This is a genomic window from Pseudoalteromonas agarivorans (assembly GCF_024518735.1).
Lineage (GTDB): Bacteria > Pseudomonadota > Gammaproteobacteria > Enterobacterales > Alteromonadaceae > Pseudoalteromonas > Pseudoalteromonas atlantica.
Genome location: NZ_JANIGJ010000008.1, coordinates 154,120 through 174,220, shown reverse-complemented (window position 1 = coordinate 174,220; position 20,101 = coordinate 154,120). Strand labels below are relative to the sequence as shown.

Annotated in this window: 17 protein-coding genes and 5 tRNA genes; 9 read left to right on the top strand and 13 right to left on the bottom strand. The window is 41.7% G+C overall.

Going from position 1 to position 20,101, the window contains the following annotated elements:
* Positions 1 to 9 precede the first annotated feature (9 nt).
* Genes NQT65_RS15295 through NQT65_RS15275 form a run of 5 tightly spaced genes read left to right on the top strand, consistent with a single transcriptional unit; the run spans position 10 to position 5,285 of the window.
* Complete coding sequence (locus NQT65_RS15295; RefSeq protein ID WP_096739311.1) at positions 10 to 1,617, top strand: ABC transporter substrate-binding protein; 1,608 nt, start codon at positions 10 to 12, stop codon at positions 1,615 to 1,617.
* On the top strand, positions 1,617 to 2,651 hold the full coding sequence (locus NQT65_RS15290; RefSeq protein ID WP_004586903.1) for an ABC transporter permease: 1,035 nt from the start codon (positions 1,617 to 1,619) through the stop codon (positions 2,649 to 2,651). The genes NQT65_RS15295 and NQT65_RS15290 overlap by 1 nt, the downstream gene beginning before the upstream one ends.
* Positions 2,638 to 3,531: an ABC transporter permease subunit gene (locus NQT65_RS15285; RefSeq protein WP_024033801.1), complete on the top strand. Its 894-nt coding sequence runs from the start codon at positions 2,638 to 2,640 to the stop codon at positions 3,529 to 3,531. The genes NQT65_RS15290 and NQT65_RS15285 overlap by 14 nt, the downstream gene beginning before the upstream one ends.
* The gene (locus tag NQT65_RS15280; protein ID WP_256851490.1) at positions 3,532 to 4,524 is read left to right on the top strand and encodes a peptide ABC transporter ATP-binding protein; all 993 of its coding nucleotides are present in this window, start codon (positions 3,532 to 3,534) and stop codon (positions 4,522 to 4,524) included.
* A complete protein-coding gene (locus NQT65_RS15275; RefSeq protein ID WP_004586900.1) occupies positions 4,524 to 5,285 on the top strand; it encodes an ATP-binding cassette domain-containing protein in 762 nt (253 codons plus the stop codon). The genes NQT65_RS15280 and NQT65_RS15275 overlap by 1 nt, the downstream gene beginning before the upstream one ends.
* Positions 5,286 to 5,398: 113 nt before the next feature.
* Here NQT65_RS15275 and NQT65_RS15270 read toward each other — a convergent pair whose 3' ends face one another.
* The 11 genes from NQT65_RS15270 to NQT65_RS15220 form a co-directional block, all read right to left on the bottom strand.
* On the bottom strand, positions 5,399 to 7,300 hold the full coding sequence (locus NQT65_RS15270) for a SurA N-terminal domain-containing protein (RefSeq protein WP_138685948.1): 1,902 nt from the start codon (positions 7,298 to 7,300) through the stop codon (positions 5,399 to 5,401).
* A 172-nt stretch (positions 7,301 to 7,472) separates the two neighbouring features.
* Entirely contained in the window at positions 7,473 to 7,772 is a 300-nt protein-coding gene (locus NQT65_RS15265; RefSeq protein WP_286247754.1) for an HU family DNA-binding protein, read from the bottom strand.
* Positions 7,773 to 7,955: 183 nt separating this feature from the next.
* Positions 7,956 to 10,316: an endopeptidase La gene (gene lon / locus NQT65_RS15260; RefSeq protein WP_004586897.1), complete on the bottom strand. Its 2,361-nt coding sequence runs from the start codon at positions 10,314 to 10,316 to the stop codon at positions 7,956 to 7,958.
* Positions 10,317 to 10,466: 150 nt separating this feature from the next.
* Positions 10,467 to 11,750, bottom strand: coding sequence for an ATP-dependent protease ATP-binding subunit ClpX (gene clpX, locus NQT65_RS15255; RefSeq protein ID WP_004586896.1), 1,284 nt, complete (start codon positions 11,748 to 11,750; stop codon positions 10,467 to 10,469).
* Positions 11,751 to 11,885: 135 nt separating this feature from the next.
* Positions 11,886 to 12,503, bottom strand: coding sequence for an ATP-dependent Clp endopeptidase proteolytic subunit ClpP (gene clpP, locus NQT65_RS15250; RefSeq protein ID WP_024033798.1), 618 nt, complete (start codon positions 12,501 to 12,503; stop codon positions 11,886 to 11,888).
* Between the two features lie 163 nt (positions 12,504 to 12,666).
* The gene (gene tig, locus NQT65_RS15245; protein WP_256851489.1) at positions 12,667 to 13,971 is read right to left on the bottom strand and encodes a trigger factor; all 1,305 of its coding nucleotides are present in this window, start codon (positions 13,969 to 13,971) and stop codon (positions 12,667 to 12,669) included.
* A gap of 355 nt (positions 13,972 to 14,326) precedes the next feature.
* Positions 14,327 to 14,403: transfer RNA gene (locus tag NQT65_RS15240), tRNA-Pro, on the bottom strand.
* Positions 14,404 to 14,454: 51 nt separating this feature from the next.
* Positions 14,455 to 14,531: transfer RNA gene (locus NQT65_RS15235), tRNA-Pro, on the bottom strand.
* 15 nt (positions 14,532 to 14,546) lie between these two features.
* Positions 14,547 to 14,622, bottom strand: a tRNA-His gene (locus tag NQT65_RS15230).
* Between the two features lie 24 nt (positions 14,623 to 14,646).
* Positions 14,647 to 14,723: transfer RNA gene (locus NQT65_RS15225), tRNA-Arg, on the bottom strand.
* 54 nt (positions 14,724 to 14,777) lie between these two features.
* Positions 14,778 to 14,854 (bottom strand) — tRNA-Pro (locus tag NQT65_RS15220).
* Between the two features lie 341 nt (positions 14,855 to 15,195).
* Between NQT65_RS15220 and folD the strand changes: the two genes are divergently transcribed.
* A complete protein-coding gene (gene folD / locus NQT65_RS15215; RefSeq protein WP_029772557.1) occupies positions 15,196 to 16,050 on the top strand; it encodes a bifunctional methylenetetrahydrofolate dehydrogenase/methenyltetrahydrofolate cyclohydrolase FolD in 855 nt (284 codons plus the stop codon).
* Between the two features lie 72 nt (positions 16,051 to 16,122).
* On the opposite strand, the gene cysS is transcribed toward folD, so the two are convergent.
* Together cysS and NQT65_RS20310 are read right to left on the bottom strand one after the other, a co-directional pair.
* Positions 16,123 to 17,502 carry a cysteine--tRNA ligase gene (cysS, locus tag NQT65_RS15210; protein WP_256851488.1) on the bottom strand — a complete coding sequence of 460 codons (1,380 nt, stop codon included), beginning with the start codon at positions 17,500 to 17,502 and terminating at the stop codon, positions 16,123 to 16,125.
* A 100-nt stretch (positions 17,503 to 17,602) separates the two neighbouring features.
* The gene (locus tag NQT65_RS20310) at positions 17,603 to 17,767 is read right to left on the bottom strand and encodes a hypothetical protein (protein ID WP_420875624.1); all 165 of its coding nucleotides are present in this window, start codon (positions 17,765 to 17,767) and stop codon (positions 17,603 to 17,605) included.
* A 148-nt stretch (positions 17,768 to 17,915) separates the two neighbouring features.
* Here NQT65_RS20310 and NQT65_RS15205 point away from each other — a divergent pair, with 148 nt between their 5' ends.
* The 3 genes from NQT65_RS15205 to NQT65_RS15195 all read left to right on the top strand — a co-directional run bounded on the left by NQT65_RS15205 (position 17,916) and on the right by NQT65_RS15195 (position 20,083).
* Positions 17,916 to 18,407: a peptidylprolyl isomerase gene (locus NQT65_RS15205; RefSeq protein ID WP_024032242.1), complete on the top strand. Its 492-nt coding sequence runs from the start codon at positions 17,916 to 17,918 to the stop codon at positions 18,405 to 18,407.
* Between the two features lie 85 nt (positions 18,408 to 18,492).
* Entirely contained in the window at positions 18,493 to 19,230 is a 738-nt protein-coding gene (locus tag NQT65_RS15200; RefSeq protein ID WP_256851487.1) for a UDP-2,3-diacylglucosamine diphosphatase, read from the top strand.
* A 52-nt stretch (positions 19,231 to 19,282) separates the two neighbouring features.
* Positions 19,283 to 20,083 carry a substrate-binding periplasmic protein gene (locus tag NQT65_RS15195; RefSeq protein WP_256851486.1) on the top strand — a complete coding sequence of 267 codons (801 nt, stop codon included), beginning with the start codon at positions 19,283 to 19,285 and terminating at the stop codon, positions 20,081 to 20,083.
* Positions 20,084 to 20,101: the final 18 nt, after the last annotated feature.

Sequence of the window (20,101 nt, the reverse complement as noted above, 5' to 3'; positions counted from 1 at the left end):
GTTATGCGAGTGCATAAAATACTACTTGTTTTACTAGCCAGCACCTTAACAGGCTGCTTTGATAGTAAAGAAGAAATAATAGAAGAGAAAAACCAAGGCCTCGTTTATTGCGCCGAAGCGAACCCTGTGTCGTTTAATCCGCAAGTAACAACCACTGGCTCAACTATTGATATTATTGCTAATCAGTTATTTGACCGTTTAATTAGTATTGACCCCGTTACTGCAGATTTTAAAAGTGAGCTGGCAACCGATTGGAAAATTAGCAACGATGGAAAGTCGGTCACCTTTACGCTGCGTAAAGGCGTAAAATTTCATTCTACCTCGTACTTTACCCCTACTCGCGATTTTAACGCTGATGATGTTATTTTTACTTTTAGCCGATTATTTGACGTTTACAACCCGTACCATTTTGTAGGCGATGCAAACTACCCGTATTTTCAAAGTGTGGGGCTCGATCAGCTTATTCGTAAAATTGTACGCGTGTCTGACTATCAAGTGCGCTTTGAGCTATTTCACCCAGAAAGCAGTTTTTTAACGAACATGGCCACCGACTTTGCCGTGGTGCTGTCGCAAGAATACGCAATGCAATTAAAAGCGCGAGATCAAACTAATTTATTCGATCAGTACCCTATTGGCACAGGCCCCTACATTTATAAAGAGTACCGACGCGATCACTTAGTGCGCTTTTACCGCAACCCCCTTTATTGGAAGCACGATGTTGCCCTTGAACAGCTGGTTTACGACATTACGACAAACGGCACTACGCGCATAGCAAAAATGCTCACTAAAGAGTGCGATGTAACCGCACACCCAAGTAGCGCACAACTGAGTATTTTAGCGCAACGAGACGATATAAACGTTGAAAAAGAAACCAATTTAAATATTGGTTATTGGGCCTTTAATACTGAGCGCGCCCCTTTTGATGACATTAGAGTGCGCAGAGCCCTTGCACATGCAATTGATATAGACAAAATAATGCAAGCCGTTTATTACGGTAATGGTATACGCGCGCAATCTATTTTACCGCCGACTTCGTGGGGCTTTGAACCACAAGAAAACATGCCTATGTTTGACCCTGAACTAGCTAAAAAACTACTCATAGAAGCGGGGTTACCGAATGGCTTTGATATGACCATTTGGGCAATGCCGGTGAGTCGAATATACAATCCTAATGCCCGCAAAATGGCTGAGCTGATGCAAAGCGATTTACGCAAAATAGGTGTTAATGTAAGTATTGTTGAATACGAGTGGAATACTTTTATTCAGCGTATAGGTGAGCACCGCCACGATAGCGTATTACTCGGCTGGGCTGCCGATACCCCCGATCCAGATAACTTTTTTAGCCCATTGCTAAGCTGCACTGCCACTTTTAGCGGTAAAAACCCAGCCAATTGGTGTAACCCGCAGTTTGACTTATTGCTTACCCAAGCGCTCGACACCACCGATTTAAGCTTACGCAAACAGTATTACGATCAGGTTCAAGCGCTCATTATTGATCAGCTCCCGTTGGTCCCTATTGCTCATGGTATGCGTTTTCAAGCAAATAGTGCCGATGTAGAAGGGATAACCCTTGGCCCATTTGGGGCTATTTCACTCGCAAATGCGAGGAAAAAATAATGATACTTGATTATATATTACGCCGCCTTGGCTTGTTTTTGTTCATGATCTTAATGCTAAGCATATTTACCTTTTCGCTTAGCTACTTGTTCCCAGGGGATCCGCTTAGCAACCTAAGTGGTATTCCTAGCGGTAATTTTTCTCAGCACAGTGAGCTTGAAGATAAATACATGTATGACAGCAACTACGTTATGCAGTATTTAGCATTTTTAGGGCGGATATTTCAAGGTGATTGGGGTGTGTCGTTTGCCTCGGGAGATAACGTTTTTCAGCACATTTTAGATTTAATCCCAGCAACTTTAGAGCTGTGTGTTTATGCGCTTATTGTATCGGTTGTGGTAGGTGTACCAGCAGGCATTTTAGCTTCAGCATACACACGCCGTTGGCCAGATAAATTAATTAGCTCTACCACCATGATTGGTTACTCTATTCCGGTTTTTTGGTTAGCGCTGTTACTTATTATGATTTTTTCGCTCAAGCTGGGCTGGTTTCCTATGTCGGGTAGAATGGGGTTACTATTTGAAATACCGCCTAATACCGGGTTTATATTAATCGATATTATGCTCGCAGGCTTCCCGTACAAAGGTGAAGCATTTATAGATGCACTGCATCACTTAACACTGCCAACCATAGTACTGGCCATGTTTCCTACCACTGTTTTAGTGCGCTTTACCCGCGACTCTATGCTTAAAGTAATGGATCAAAGCTTTATAAAAACAGCCAGGGCAAAAGGCCTTAATCGCCGCCAATTAATCATGCATCATGCGCTGCGCAATGCGCTATTGCCGGTAATAAAACAAATAGGGCTGCAATTTAGTACGCTCATTACGCTTGCCATGATAACCGAAGTTATTTTTTCTTGGCCGGGTATTGGCCGTTGGCTAATCGATAGTATTTACCAACGAGACTACCCTGCTATTCAAGGCGGTTTAATGGCGGTGTCTATGTTTGTTATTATTGCCACTATTGTTGCCGAGCTTACATATACTCTGTTCGACCCAATTTCGCGGAATCAGGCACATGGTAAAGTTTAAATTATTTTCTGAAGAGTCGAATAAATCGCCGCTGGCGCGTTTTTGGCGCAAATTTAAAAACAATCACCCCGCCTTGGTGGGATTATGGATTTTTATGGCGTTTGCGTTATTGGCCGCCAGTGCGCCCTTTTTAGCACCGTATGGGGTTAATCAACAACATAGCGATGCTTTACTTATACCGCCATCATGGCGAGAAATGGGCGATGTGCGCTTTATTTTGGGCACCGATGATTTAGGACGCGATGTACTCTCGCGCTTAATGAATGGCGCAACCTACACGTTTGGCTTATCGGTGGTGGCTGCCTTTATTACTACCATTATTGGTGTACTTGTTGGCACTTTTGCCGGCATTAGCCGCGGCCTTCGCTCAAGCTTTTTAAATCACTTGCTTGATATCACGCTCTCTATTCCGTCTTTGCTATTGGCGATTATTATTATCGCAGTGCTTGGGCCGGGCTTAATGAATACAGTGTGGGCTATTATATTGGCGTTATTACCGCAATTTATTCACTCTATTCGTAATTTAATTGTTGATGAGCTAAGCAAAGACTACATTACCGCTTTTAGGCTTGATGGTGCCTCTAACTGGCATATTTTGTCGCGGGGTATTTTTCCTAATATTTATGAACACATTGTGGTTATTTTTACCACCGCGCTTTCTACTGCTATTTTAGATATTGCCGCCTTAGGCTTTTTAAAACTAGGTGCACAGCCCCCTACTACCGAATGGGGCGCCATACTGGCTGAGAATTTAGGCCTTATATATTTAGCACCTTGGACCGTTGCGCTACCGGGTGTATTATTATTTTTAGCTGTTTTGTCTACCAATTTAGTAGGTGATGGCCTACGAAAAGTGCTTAAAGCACGTAAGGCTGATTAAATGCAATTACTCGACGTTAGAAATTTAACCATAGAGCTGCGTACCTCAGAAACGGTGATTCGCGCTGTAGACAGAGTCAGCTTTAGCCTAAAAGAAGGTGAAGTACATGGCTTGGTGGGTGAGTCGGGCTCAGGTAAAAGCTTAATAGCCAAAGCCATTGTTGGGGTACTTAACGAACGCTGGCATATAACAGCCGATAGAATGCATTGGCGCGGTGTTGATTTAATGCGCTTAACCCCAGAGCAACGCAGAAAAACAGTCAGCCAAGACATTGCGATGATTTACCAAGACCCTAGCCGCTGCCTTGACCCGACCGCTAAAATATTTGACCAAATAGCCGAAACACTGTCTGAAACATCCACTAAAGGCTTTTTTTTAAAGCGCAATAGAGAACGTAAAGACCGCGTAAAAGCACTTATTCATAAAGTGGGTATTAAAAACCACGACGCTGTGCTTGATAGTTACCCGCACGAGCTCTCAGAAGGCGTGTGCCAAAAAGTCATGATTGCCATGGCCATAGCGCGCACTCCTAAGCTACTAATTGCTGATGAGCCGACTACAGCGCTTGAAAGCACCACCCGCGCACAGGTATTTAGGTTGCTAAAAAGCTTAAATCAATTAAAAAACATGTCTATTTTGATGATTTCTCATGAGCTTGAAGAAATAGCCGACTGGTCGCACGGTATTCATGTTTTATATTGTGGGCAAATGGTTGAAGCCGGCCCTACGCAACGTATTTTTCGCCAGCCTCGCCACCCTTACACGCAAGCGTTATTAAAAAGCTTACCCAATTATGAGCAAGGCTTAGCACACAAAGAACCCTTTTATGCACTTAAAGGCACTATCCCTACTTTGCAACATTTACCTATAGGTTGCCGATTAGGCCCACGCTGCCCTCAAGCACAAAAAGAATGTGTAATTACCCCTGCACTTACTAAGCACCATGGGCACAGCTATGCGTGTCATTTTCCGCTTATTAAGGAGATGAAGTAATGCAACCGGTATTAAAAGTACAAGCGCTTTGTAAAACCTTTAACATACGTGCCGGTTTATTTAGCCGCAAAAAATTTGAGGTACTAAAAAATATCTCTTTTTGTGTGGGCAAAGGCGAAACAATCGCAGTAATCGGTGAAACCGGTGCGGGTAAAAGTACACTCGCTAAATTACTCGCAGGGGCCGATAGCGCTGACAGTGGGCAAATTTTATTAGAAAGTAATATTATTGAAGATGATGGTGTGCGCGATGATCAATGTCGACATATCCGCATGATATTCCAAGACTCCGCTGCCTCGCTCAATCCGGGTCTCACCATAGGTGATATGCTAGATGATTGCTTGCAGTATAATACCGATTCAGACCAACTCGCTCGCCAAGAAAAAATAGATGCCACGCTTTCTAAAGTGGGGCTGCTAATCGATCATCAACATTATTACCCTCACATGTTTAGTGTAGGCCAATTGCAGCGTGTAGCGTTGGCGCGGGCGCTCATTTTAGACCCTAAAGTGGTGGTGCTTGATGAAGCGCTATCAGCCTTAGATCCCTCCGTTCGTGCGCAAACAGTTAACTTATTACTTAAGCTGCAAAAAGAAACCGGTTTAACTTATGTACTCATTACGCACCATTTAAGTTTAGTACGCCATATCAGCGATCAGCTAGTGGTGCTTGAAAAAGGTGAGGTAGTAGAATATGGGCGTACCGAAGAGGTGTTTCAAAATCCGCAATCAAAAGTAACACAGCGCTTAATTTGCTGTTAATACTAAGCTTATATTTATAAAACAATACTGCCTAATCATTTTACTAAGCACATTGAAGTTATAAAAAAGGCGCGTTACTTATAAAGTAACGCGCCTTTTTTAATGTGTCGCGATTATTCTGCTGCTTGCTCTACCACAGGTAGATTTAGCTCAGCTTTAGCCTTTAAAGACTCAATAAACGCTAAATAGTTTTTGTTAGCTTGCGCCATAGTAATGTTTTGCTGTACTTGCGGGTCGATATTTGCGGTTACTTGCGCATCGCTTACCGATTTAAGTGCAACAATTGCCGCATCACCGTTGTTTAAATCAACCACGTCTGTGCTTGGTGTATCATTAGGACGAGGCATTTTAAACGCTTGCGTTACAATAGCAGGCGAAACCGTGTAGCTTTGACGCGTTAAGCTCGCTTCTTCACGTACCGTTAGGTTTTGCTCACTCGCCACATCGCTTAGCGTTTTACCTGCTTGAACTTGTGCAAATAACTCACGTGCTTTTTCTTTAGCAAGTGTTGATGCTTTTTCATTAACTAAACGTGTTTTGATTTGCTCACTCACTTGCGCAAGCGGTTTAGTTGCAGATGGCTCGTATTTATTTACACGTACTACAATAACGTGCTCATCACCTAGCTCAATCACTTCTGAGTTTACTTTATCTTCAAGTAATTCTACTGAGAACAACTGTGAAATTACCGCAGGTGTATTAAGAGGCTCTGGCAATGCATTACGTGCAACAAGTGGCGTGGTTTTAACTTCAACGTCTGCCACTTCTGCTGCATCGTCTAAACGGTCAGAAATCTCAAATGCTAAGGCACCCATTTCTGTTTGCTTTTCGTAAAACGCATCTACTTTTTCAGTTTGCTCAAGCTCTGCACGTAAGTCGGCTTTTACGTCGTCATACGCTTTCACTTGCTCTGGCTGTAAGTCAGTAAGTTTAATGATGTGATAACCAAACTCTGATGCTACAACCTCTGAAATATCACCTTTGCTTTGAAGCGCAAATGCAGCATCTTCAAAAGCTGGGTCCATTACATCGCGCTCAATCCACTCTAGGTCGCCGCCCATTTCGCCACTCACAACATCATCAGATGATGACTCTGCAAGCTGTGCAAAATCAGCACCTTGCTCTAACTGCTCATGTAATGCGTTGGCTTTTTCAAGCGCGGCATCATCATCTTCGCTGTTATCAATTAAAATGTGCGATACACGGCGTTTTTCAGGCTCGATGTATTGTGCTTTATTTTGCTCATAATACGCTTTTACGTCGTCTTCTGTTACCGACTCGACGGTGATATCTTGTGCTTTAAGCTCAATGTAATCAACCGATACACGCTCTGGCGATAAAAATTGTGATGCGTTTAGCTCGTAGTAATCAGCAATTTCTTGCTCAGATACGTCTACGTTTGCTTGTAACGCTTCTTTGCTTAACACAAGGTAGTCTATGCTACGCGTTTGCTGCTGCAGGGCTGCAGCGCGTTTAAGCTCGTTTTCAAGTGCAAACTCAGTACCAGCAACCGCAGACACTAATTGGCTGCGTGTCATGTCTTTACGTAAGTACTCACGAAAAGCATCTGGTTGAAAGTTCATTTGACGAATTACTTGTAGGTAACGGTCGTTATTAAATTTTTCACCAATTTGAAAGTACGGTAGTTCTAAAATTGTTTTACGTACGCTGTCGTCGCTTACGCGAAGGCCTAAATCTGCCGCTAATTGTGATTGCAATTCTTGTTGTACTAAGCGGTCAATTACACCTTGACGAATTTGCGCCATGTAATTTGGATCTGCACTGATTTGTGCAAAGTATTCGCCAAATTGTTGCTCTAAACGGCTACGTTCGTTTTGATAAGCACGATTAAATTCGGTTTGGCTAATTTTAATTCCATTTACTTCAGCAACGGGTTGTTCTGGGGTTTGACCTAAGTAACTACCGATCCCTGCTAAGGCAAAAGATAAAATCACCGCGCCTAAAATTATTTTGGCTACAGGACCCTGTGAGCCCTCTCTGATTTTCTCAAGCATTTGTTTATCTCTTATTGATCAAGGTATTTTACCTTGTCATATGTAAAAAAAGCGTATCTTACCAGATACGCTTTTTCACTTGAAGTAACTGGCGGTGAAGTTACTTAATTCATCGATTAGGATAATTAAGTTTATATACACTCGCCATAACTAATCTGTATTTAAACAGTGATTAGTTTACTGCGTCTTTCAGCGCTTTACCGGCTTTGAAAGAAGGAATATTTGCCGCAGCGATTTGGATAGTTTCACCAGTTTGTGGGTTACGGCCTGAACGAGCAGCACGCTCGCGTACTGAGAAAGTACCAAAACCTACAAGTGCAACTGAATCGCCATCTTTAAGCGCTCCAGATACAGACTCGATGAATGAATCTAGTGCACGACCTGCAGCCGCTTTAGAAATGTCAGCGTCAGCTGCGATTTGATCGATTAATTGAGATTTATTCACAATATCATCCTCTTTCATTGTTATTATCAAGAGCGATTGTTTTTTAAACTAACATCACTTTTTTGAAAATTTTAGAGCAAACTTTTAATGCTCACATGATTATATTTTTCTTAAGCCTAGGCCCCATAAGGGCTAGGCTCGAAAACCAGTGCTTAACTTATCATACCGATTAGATTTGAAAAGCCCTTTAAAGCACTTTTTTTGGGTTTTTTATTGGTTTTTCGGTGTTTCGACTGAAAAACTCTCAACAGGATGCACTAAAGCTAACTTTAATACTTCATCAATCCATGTAACTGGGTGAACATCTAAGCCTGCCAGTACGTTATCTGGGATCTCTTTTAAGTCACGTTCGTTAATTTTAGGAATGATAACTGTTTTAATTCCACCACGGTGTGCTGCAAGTAGTTTCTCTTTTAAACCACCAATAGGCAGTACTTCACCGCGCAGTGTTATTTCACCTGTCATTGCTACATCGGCTTTAACGGGGTTACCTGTTAAGCTCGATACTAAACCCGTTACCATTGCTGCACCGGCGCTTGGACCATCTTTAGGGGTCGCACCCTCTGGTACATGCACATGAATGTCGCGTTTTTCGTAAAAATCGTTATTAATACGGAACGTATCAGCACGATTACGAACCACCGTCATGGCCGCCTGTATCGACTCTTGCATTACATCGCCCAGTGAGCCTGTGTAGCTTAGTTTGCCTTTACCTGGCACAGCCGCACATTCAATGGTCAGTAAATCGCCGCCTACTTCAGTCCACGCTAAGCCTGTTACCTGACCAATGCGATCGCCGTCTTCAGCTTTACCGTAGTCGTAGCGCTGTACACCTAAAAACTCTTCTAGGTTATCTTGATTGATAGTGACTGTTTTAGTCTCTTTATCAAGTAAGATATTTTTAACGGCTTTACGGCATAGTTTAGATACTTCGCGCTCTAAATTACGTACGCCCGCTTCACGCGTGTAGTAACGAATAATGCCAATAATTGCACTGTCTTCTATTACTAGCTCAGAAGGTTTTAAACCATTGCGTTTAACTTGCTTAGTAATTAAGTGCTCTTTTGCAATGTTTAGCTTTTCATCTTCGGTGTAACCCGATAAGCGAATAACTTCCATTCTGTCCAATAATGGACCAGGAATATTAAAGCTGTTTGATGTTGCTACAAACATTACATCCGATAAATCGTAGTCTACTTCTAAGTAGTGATCAGCAAAGTGGCTGTTTTGCTCCGGATCGAGCACCTCTAATAATGCTGATGCCGGGTCGCCGCGCATATCTGATGACATTTTGTCGATTTCATCTAACAAGAATAATGGGTTTTTAACGCCCACTTTTGTCATGTTTTGAATCAGCTTACCTGGCATAGAGCCAATGTAAGTACGACGATGACCACGAATTTCGGCTTCATCACGTACGCCACCTAATGCCATACGAACATATTTACGACCCGTAGAGCGTGCAATAGACTGCCCTAGTGACGTTTTACCTACACCCGGTGGCCCTACTAAACATAAAATAGGCCCTTTAAGCTTATTAGTACGTTGTTGCACCGCGAGGTATTCAATTATGCGTTCTTTAACTTTATCTAAGCCGTGGTGATCGCTATCAAGAATTTTTTGCGCGCCTGCTAAGTCTTTTTTCACTTTAGAGCGTTTTTTCCATGGTACGTTAATTAACGTATCAATGTATGAACGCACTACAGTGGCCTCTGCAGACATTGGCGACATCATTTTAAGCTTATTAAGCTCAGCTGATGCTTTTTCTTTCGCTTCTTCTGGCATACCTGATTCTTCAATACGCTTTTTAAGCGCTTCAAATTCGTCAGGTACATCATCAAGCTCACCAAGTTCTTTTTGAATGGCTTTCATTTGCTCGTTGAGGTAGTACTCGCGCTGAGACTTTTCCATCTGCTTTTTCACGCGGGTACGAATTTTTTTCTCAACTTGCAATAAGTCTATTTCACCTTCCATCAGTGCCATTAGGTATTCTAAGCGCTCTGTAACGCTTGAAATTTCTAACACTTTTTGTTTTTCAGGCACTTTTAATGGCATATGCGCTGCCATTGTATCGGCAAGGCGTGCTGGCTCATCAATGCCTGAAACAGAGGTTAATACCTCAGGTGGAATTTTTTTATTAAGTTTTACATAGCCTTCAAACTGGCTAACAGCGCTGCGGATGAAAATATCTTGCTCTTGCTCATCCACTGAATCAGATTCGATGAACTGAGCATTCGCTACAAAAAACTCATCGTTATCTACAAATTCTTCAATTTGTGCGCGCTGCGTACCTTCAACTAAAACTTTAACTGTACCGTCTGGTAACTTTAATAACTGAAGTACAGTAGCAATAGTACCGATACGGTAAATATCGTCTTGCTCAGGTTCGTCTACAGTTGCATCTTTTTGTGCAACCAAGAAAATTTGTTTGTCTTTATCCATTGCCGCTTCGAGGCATTTTATTGATTTTTCACGGCCTACAAAAAGCGGGATCACCATGTGCGGATATACCACAACATCGCGCAGTGCTAACACTGGGATTTCGACTCGATCGGTTCTCTCAAGCGTCATTATAGTTTCTCTTCGCACTTCATTTATTTAAAAGATTACTCAAGTATATGGGGATAATCTAATTAAAGTTCAACAATTTTCCCCAACTCGTTCAAATTAATTATAAAAAAAGGAGCCTAAGGCTCCTTTTTTATACAAATAGCTTAAAAACTACTCTGATGCAGCTTTATCTTGATTATTGTTTTCATAAATCAAGATTGGGTCAGATTCACCTTTAATCACGGTTTCATCTATAACCACTTTGCTTACATCATCCATTGATGGCAGCTCATACATAGTATCAAGGAGTACGCCTTCAACAATTGAGCGAAGTCCGCGAGCACCTGTTTTACGCTCCATTGCTTTGTGAGCAATAGCGCTTAGTGCATCATCACGGAACTCTAATTCAACGTCTTCCATACCAAACAATACAGAGAACTGTTTAGTAATGGCGTTTTTAGGTTCACTTAATATTTGTACAAGTGCCGCTTCATCAAGCTCAGTTAATGTAGCAACAACAGGTAAACGACCAATAAACTCAGGAATTAAGCCGTACTTAACTAAATCTTCTGGCTCTACGTCTTTAAATGTTTCGCTTAAAGAGCGGCTCGACGCTGACTCTTTAACGTTAACACCAAAGCCAATTCCGGTATTTTTATGGCTACGCTGTTCGATTACTTTATCTAGGCCTGCAAAGGCACCACCACAGATAAATAAAATCTTAGAGGTATCAACCTGTAAAAACTCTTGCTGCGGGTGCTTACGACCACCTTGTGGTGGGACTGAGGCAACCGTGCCTTCAATTAGTTTAAGCAGCGCTTGTTGTACGCCCTCACCCGACACGTCACGTGTAATAGATGGGTTATCTGATTTACGCGAAATTTTGTCAATTTCATCAATGTAAACAATACCACGTTGCGCTTTTTCTACGTCGTAGTCACATTTTTGTAGCAGTTTTTGAATGATGTTTTCTACATCTTCACCTACATAACCGGCTTCGGTTAGTGTAGTTGCATCTGCCATAGTAAACGGTACATCAAGTAAACGCGCAAGTGTTTCTGCCAGTAATGTTTTACCACTACCTGTAGGGCCAATAAGCAAAATGTTACTTTTACCTAGTTCTACTTCTTGCTTTGTAGATTGGTTGCGTAGGCGCTTGTAGTGATTGTATACCGCTACAGACAATACTTTTTTAGCATGGTCTTGACCAATTACGTAGTCATCTAAGTGATTACGAATTTCTTTTGGCACAGGTAGTTTATCAGACGAATTATGCTTAGGAGCAATGTCTTTGATTTCTTCCCTGATAATATCGTTACACAGCTCTACACATTCATCACAAATGTATACTGAAGGACCTGCAATTAATTTACGCACTTCGTGTTGGCTTTTGCCACAAAAAGAGCAGTATAACAATTTATTACTTTTGTCGCCGTCTGTAGGAGTGTCAGACATTCAGCTACCTCTTTTATACGTTGGCTGCCAAATAAGGTTGGCAACTATTTCAAATTCGCTTTTAACTATACCAAAATTTACTGGTTTTCGCATAGTAACTCAAAGTGGCAAGCAATTATTTGCTTGCCTACACGCTTACTTGCTTTCGCGATTTGTAAACACTGAGTCAACCAGGCCGTAATCTACAGCTTGTGATGCACTCATAAAGTTATCACGGTCAGTATCGCGTGAAATAACATCTAATGGCTGGCCTGTATGCTCTGCCATTAAGCGGTTAAGTTTGTCTTTAATAGACAGAATTTCTTTTGCGTGTATTTCAAAGTCAGATGCTTGACCTTGGAAACCACCTAACGGTTGGTGAATCATTACACGTGAGTTTGGTAAACAAAAACGCTTACCTTTAGCGCCAGCAGTAAGCAAAAATGCGCCCATGCTTGCCGCTTGGCCAACACAAATAGTACTTACATCTGGTTTGATGAAGTTCATTGTATCGTAAATTGCCATACCAGCGGTTACCGAACCACCTGGTGAATTAATATATAAAAAGATATCTTTTTCAGGGTTCTCTGATTCTAAAAATAGCATTTGCGCTAAAATTAGGTTTGCCATGTTGTCTTCAACTTGGCCCGTTAAAAAGATAATTCGCTCTTTTAATAGACGCGAATAAATGTCATACGAGCGCTCACCTTTAGCTGTTTGTTCAACAACCATAGGGACTAATGCATTTAGGGGATCTGTCATACCAGTGTTCATACTTTTTTAATTCCTTATGCGCTTATGCTTTTTCTTACTAAAGGAAGCATAGTTATCATTTTTCGCAAATTATGGGGCACAAACTAAAATGGCCCGGGCACACTGCATAAACAGAGTAACACGAGCCATTTAATCGTTAGCGAGCGCTTAAGTCAATGACTTATTAAGCACCTTGCTGAGGATTCATGATGTCATCAAATGCTTTTTCAACGTCAGACACGTTTGCTTTAGCTAAAATAGCTTCAACAGCTTGCTCTTCCATTGCAACATTACGCATTTGCTGCATAAGTTGATCATTTGCTTTGTAGTATTCTACTACTTCAGTTGGATCTTCGTAAGCAGATGCAACTGTAGCAATTAATGCTTCAACTTTTTCATCATCAACTTTGATATCGTTTGCTTTGATCACTTCACCTAGTAATAGGCCAGTTTTAACGCGAGTTACAGCTTGCTCGTGGAACAATTCAGCTGGAAGCTCAGGCATGTTTTTAGCGTTGCCACCAAAACGTTGAGCTGCTTGCTGACGTAATGCGTCAACTTCTTGATCAATAAGTGCTTTAGGCACTTCGATTTCGTTGTTTTCTAAAAGACCTTTAATCGCTTGGTCTTTCACGTTAGCTTTAACCGCTTGGTCTAGCTCACGTGTCATGTTCTTTTTAACTTCTTCTTTAAGCGCGTCTACGCCGCCTTCGGTAACACCGAACTTAGTTGCAAACTCTTCGCTTAATTCAGGTAGCTCTTGTGCTTCAACTTTTTTCACTGTGATAGTGAATTGAGCCGCTTTACCTTTCAGGTTTTCAGCGTGGTAATCTTCAGGGAAAGTTACATCAGCAACTACTTCTTCGCCTGCTTTTTTACCAACGATATTGTCTTCAAAACCTGGGATCATACGACCTTGGCCAAGCTCAAGTGGGAAGTCTTCAGCTTTGCCGCCTTCAAACTCTTCACCGTCGATAGTACCTACGAAATCAACTGTTACACGGTCGTTTTCGCCAGCAGCTGCGTCAACATCAGCCCAAGAAGCGTGTTGCTTACGAAGTGTTTCTAGCATGTTTGCTAAATCTTCGTCAGTTACTGTTACCGCTGGTTTTTCTACTGCAATTTTGTCTAAACCTTGAACTTCAACTTCAGGGTATACTTCAAACGTTGCTGTAAACTCTAAATCTTTACCTGCTTCAAGTGATTTAGGTGCAAATGATGGTGCGCCAGCAGGGTTAATTTTTTCAGCAACAATTGCTTCAATGTAGTTACGCTGCATTACTTCGCCAGCTACTTCTTGACGAACCGCAGGTCCAAAACGCTTGTTAATTACTGAAACTGGTACTTTACCAGCACGGAAGCCATCGATACGCTGCGTTTTTGACAGTTGTTGTAAGCGTTTTTTTACTTCGGTCTCAACGTTCTCTGCAGGAACGGTGATGGTCAGACGGCGCTCAAGGCCTTGAGTCGTCTCAACAGAAACTTGCATGATTTACCTCAATATTCAATTTTGGCGACTGTTCGCCTTCCTTACAAACAAAGTAATCTTCATGAGTCTTGATAAATTTTAAAGCGATTTTTCACTAAAAAGCATCCGTCACTACCATGAGATCCCATTGCTGCTCTGCCCTTCGGGCACTATGTTAAACAATAGACGCGGCATTATAACCTAATAATTATGATAGTCGAGTGTAGGGGGCAATTATTTGGACTAGTTTAGCTACGATCGAGACCAACTGCGTAAAAAACAGACTAACTGGTACGTTAAAGCGATATTTTAGTAGGAAGTAAATAGAAGTTATTGCTGAGTGATGACTCGTTTACTTTCTTTAAGGTTAAGAAAGTGGTCGGCGATGCAGGATTTGAACCTGCGACCCCTTGGACCCAAACCAAGTGCGCTACCAAACTGCGCTAATCGCCGATAATCGTGTTGAATACTTAAATGTTGAATTTAAGACCACTTATGAGAAAGTGGTCGGCGATGCAGGATTTGAACCTGCGACCCCTTGGACCCAAACCAAGTGCGCTACCAAACTGCGCTAATCGCCGATACTCGAAGTAAATTGGGGTGACTGATGGGGCTCGAACCCACGACAACCGGAATCACAATCCGGGGCTCTACCAACTGAGCTACAATCACCACGGTATTTACTTTGTTTTCAAATGGCGCACCCGGAAGGATTCGAACCTTCGACCAACGCCTTAGAAGGGCGTTGCTCTATCCAGCTGAGCTACGGGCGCATCGAAAACTTCATAGTTTGCCTGTAAGCTATTCTATTATAAAAATAAAAGAAGTGGTCGGCGATGCAGGATTTGAACCTGCGACCCCTTGGACCCAAACCAAGTGCGCTACCAAACTGCGCTAATCGCCGATGCTTACGATTGCCTGCGAGTGACCTCGTTGACAACGGGGTGCATAATAGTGATTTGCCTGGGAGAGGTCAAACGTTTTTTGCATAAAATAAATCAATCGGTCATTTTTAGTTCATAATGGTTAAATATTGCAAAACTAAGCTGAAATTTAGACGCTTTTTTTGAAAACACCTGTTTATAACCTAAAAGCAACTTGGCGCTTCGGGCCTTTTCTGCGAAAATAGCCTGCATATTAAAAAAGCATTAATAAAATTAATTTTTTGCATACACCCCTCTTTATATGCAGATGCTTTTAAAATATAAGTATCGAAGTTTATTTAACCCCAATTAAAGGTCCCCCATGACGGCAAACATCATTGATGGTAAGGCAATCGCAAAACAAGTACGTAGTGCAGTGGCTGAGCGCGTAAGCGAACGCGTTGCAAACGGTTTACGTGCACCCGGTTTAGCAGTAGTACTGGTAGGGCTTGACCCTGCAAGCCAAGTTTACGTTGGCTCTAAGCGTAAAGCGTGTGAAGAAGTAGGATTTATTTCAAAGTCATTTGATTTACCTGCGCAAACCAGCGAAGAAGAACTACTAGCATTAATTGATGAGCTAAATAATGATGGCGAAGTAGATGGTATTTTGGTGCAACTACCGCTACCTGAAGGCCTAGATGCAGAAAAGATTTTAGAACGCATTACACCACATAAAGATGTAGACGGTTTTCACCCTTACAATATTGGCCGCTTAGCGCAACGTATGCCGGCGCTGCGCCCATGTACACCCAAAGGGATTATTACCTTATTAGATTCAACGGGCGTGCGTTACAAAGGGATGCATGCGGTAGTTGTTGGTGCTTCTAATATTGTTGGTCGCCCTATGTCGCTTGAGTTATTACTTGCCGGTTGTACTACAACGGTATGTCACAAATTTACACAAGACTTAGAAACCCATGTGCGCCGCGCAGACTTATTAGTCGTGGCCGTAGGTAAACCTGAATTTATACCAGGTGAGTGGGTAAAAGAAGGTGCAATTGTGATTGATGTAGGTATTAACCGTTTAGATACAGGCAAGTTAGTGGGCGATGTTCAGTACAGTGTTGCAGAGCAAAAAGCTGATTTTATTACCCCTGTACCGGGTGGCGTTGGCCCAATGACTGTAGCAAGTTTAATTGAAAACACCCTCGAAGCATGTGAAAAATACCACAGTTAATTTAATGCCTTAGCATTAAAAAAGGGTTGCCAACTGGCAACCCTTTTTAGTTTAAAAGCTACTTTAACGCATTTACGCTTTACGCCACGTTGTTTTACCTGCTGAGTCTTCAAGCACAACACCGAGTGCATTAAGTGCATCACGTGCTTCATCAGCAGCAGCCCAATCTTTGTTTGCGCGCGCTTCATTACGTTTTACAATCAGCGATTCGATAGTGGCCACTTCATCATCATCTTGTCCGCCTTGCAAAAACGATTCAGGTGCTTGCTGGGCAACACCAAGTACTTCGCCTATGCTGCGTAGCACAAATGCTAATTGCCCTGCTTGCTGTGTATCGGTGTCTTTAACACGGTTTAGCTCTTTAGCCAGTTCAAATAAAACCGGTAACGCCTCTGGTGTATTAAAATCATCATTCATGGCTTTTCTAAATTTAGCCACGTACTCATTGTTTTCAATATCGCACGTAATTGGCTCAACACCGCGAAGTGCTGTGTAAATACGTTCAAGCGATGAACGTGCTTGATCTAAATTCTCTTGCGAGTAATTTAGCTGGCTACGGTAATGCCCTGATATTAAAAAGTAACGAACTGATTCAGCGTCATATGTTTTTAATACCTCACGCACAGTAAAAAAGTTGTCTAATGATTTAGACATTTTTTCTTTATTTACTTGTACCATGCCTGTGTGGATCCACGTATTTACATACTTGCCATTGTTTGCACAGCATGATTGCGCAATTTCGTTTTCGTGATGCGGGAACTGTAAATCAGAGCCGCCACCGTGAATATCAAAATGCTCACCTAAATGCTTTGAGCTCATTGCTGAACATTCTATATGCCAACCTGGACGCCCTTCTCCCCAAGGAGATGACCATGAAGGTTCGCCTGCTTTTGCTTTTTTCCACAATACAAAATCAAGCGGATCGTCTTTGTCTTGTGCAACCTCTACGCGAGAGCCTGCTTGGAGCATACTTAAATCTTGCTGCGATAGTGCGCCGTACTGCTCAAACGTAGAAACATCAAAAAGCACGTCGCCGTCGTTTGCTACGTACGCATGGCCTTTTGCAATTAAGCGCTCAACCATTTCGATAATTTCATCCATATGGTTTGTAACCGTAGGTTCAATATCTGGGCGCAACATGTTTAGGCTATCAAAGTCTTCGTGCATGGCTTGGGTCATACGCAAAGTTAGGTCATTAATTGACTCGCCATTTTCGTTTGCGCGTTTAATTATTTTATCATCTACGTCGGTAATATTACGTACGTATTTTAAGTCGTAACCAAGGTGGCGAAGGTAGCGGACAATAACATCAAACCCGACAAATGTACGCGCATGACCGATATGACAAAAATCATAAATGGTGATACCACACACATACATGTCGATTTTGCCTTCGACCATAGGTTTAAACTGCTCTTTTTGTCGCGTGAGTGTGTTGTATATTTGTACCATTTACTTTTAGTCCTTGACTGTTTGCTGAGTTGGCTATGTTAACACTTGAAAAGCCCCCGCTCTAGCGCTTTTTATACCCAAACCTCTTCAATACGCATGTTTAAGATGGAATTAAAACCAATTTAGGCAAGGCCTTGATTGTATGTAATAGAGGTTCTGTTGTTAAAATTAATAACACTGTAAAAATCAATTTTAACCCCCCCTGTTTATTGCTTAACAGGCTCTTGCTCTGTGCATGGTTATATATTGAGAGAAAATACCACAACGGCAAAATACCGCCTCGATATCAACCCCCTGTAAAACGCACAAGTATATACCTTGGGCAGCTTTGGATATATTGAACAAGCACTTTGTTTATCTTAGTTAACTAAGATAAAATAGCGCGACTAATTAAACCAGATATAGGAAACCACATGGTTGTTCTACACACTAATTTTGGTGACATCACCATTAAAATGTTTGAGCAAGAAGCTCCAAACACAGTTAAAAACTTTTTAGAGTACGCAAACTCAGGTTTTTACAACGGCACTATTTTTCACCGCGTAATTGACGGCTTTATGGTGCAAGGCGGTGGGTTTGTACCTGGTATGGAACAAAAAGACGTTAACGACCCAATTCAAAACGAAGCAAATAATGGCTTATCTAATAAAGTAGGTACATTAGCAATGGCGCGTACGCCTGATCCACATTCAGCAACAGCCCAATTTTTTATTAACGTTAACGACAACGACTTTTTAAACCACAGCAGCGAAACTTCGCAAGGCTGGGGTTACTGTGTATTTGCTGAAGTAGTTGAAGGCATGGACGTAGTAAATAAAATTAAAGGTGTAGCAACAGGCAGCGCTGGTTTTCACCAAGACGTACCGCTTGAAAATGTAATCATCGAAAACGTTACTGTAAGCTAAACGTTTACTCATATACTGAGTAATTAAGCGGGCATGGTACATTATGTATGCGCCCGCTTTTTATTTAACCTAACTAGATGCCTCTATGACTTCTCAAACCTACTTTATTGCAGACTTACACCTAAGTGAAAACCGCCCAGATATTAGCGAGGCTTTTTATCGCTTTATAAATACGCACATTATTGGTAAGCCCGTAGATGCACTGTATATTTTAGGTGATTTTTTTGAAGTATGGGTTGGGGATGACTACGTAACAGAATTGGCTAGTGAGGTAGCAAAGCATTTAAAAGCCGTTAAAGATGGCGGAACACCAGTGTACTTTATACACGGTAATCGCGATTTTATTATGCGTGATCAATACGCTAAACGCGCAGGTATGGTATTGCTAAACGAGCAAACGGTTATAGATTTATATGGCACTCCCACTGTTATTTTGCACGGTGATGAAATGTGTACTCAAGATATTGAGTATCAAAAGTTTCGTAAAAAAAGTCGCGGTTGGTGGTGGCCTAAATTAATGTTAGCAATGCCACTATGGTACAGAAAAAAAATTGCTCGCAATGCCAGAGAAAAAAGCAAATTAAGCCAAGCCGACAAACCCATAGAAATTTTAGACGTAGTAGATGACGCCGTACTAGCGATGTTTGCCAAGTATAATGTAAGCAACATGATACACGGCCACACCCACCGCCCTAACGTACACACTTACACTGTAGATAAGCAAACACTAACACGCACTGTGCTCGGTGATTGGTATACTCAAGGCTCATATTTAGTGGTTACTCCACAAGGTCAAAAACTCATTAATACGCCCTTAGCATAATTTCAAATCCTGACTATTATTTAAGTACTTTTTGGTAATAGGATAAGGATATATGTATAAAGCTATTTATTGTTTGGTGCTTTGTTGCATTTTTTCCAAAGGGTATGCCTCAGAAAATTGGCAGCTCGTCGCCGAAAACTCCCCACCCTATATTGGTGAGCGCTTAATTGATAACGGCTGGGTTACTGCCTTAACTAAAGCGGCCTTAGCTAATCAAAATATTAATAACGACATTGAGTTTACCAGCTGGAACAGAGCGCTGGAGCTTACCAAAATAAATAAAAAAGATGCAATTTTAGGCGCTTTTTATACAAAGTCGCGTACTGATCTTTTTTATTATTCGCGCCCACTTGCTAACGTATACGTTGGACTATTTAAGCTCAAAGACAGACAAATAAACTATGACGGCAGTATGGACTCTTTACAGCCATACAGTATTTGTAAAGGCATTGGCTATGCAGTAAGTGAAGTTTTTTCTGAAAGTAATGGCCTTGCCGTAACCTCCACTCGCGGGTTAATTAACAGTTTATATATGCTTCAAAAAGGACGAATAGACTTAGTAGCAGGCACTAAAGAAGTGGGTGAATACTGGTTAAAAAACACCGAAAAGCTTAATGAACCCGGCGCGCCACAAGTTGAATATATTTCGCCCGATTTAGAGCATCATCAACTGCATGTTATGTTTCCAAAGTCTGACCCTGATGCAAAACAAAAAAGAGACGCGCTTGAACAAGGCTTTTCTACTATTTTATACAATGGCACCGCAAAAGAGCTATTAGTAAAACATGGCTTTTCTCAAAGCACGGCGCTTGAGCTCATAGACTTTATAGAAAGAAGTAGCACACCTAACTAGCCGGTGTGCTTAAAGAGC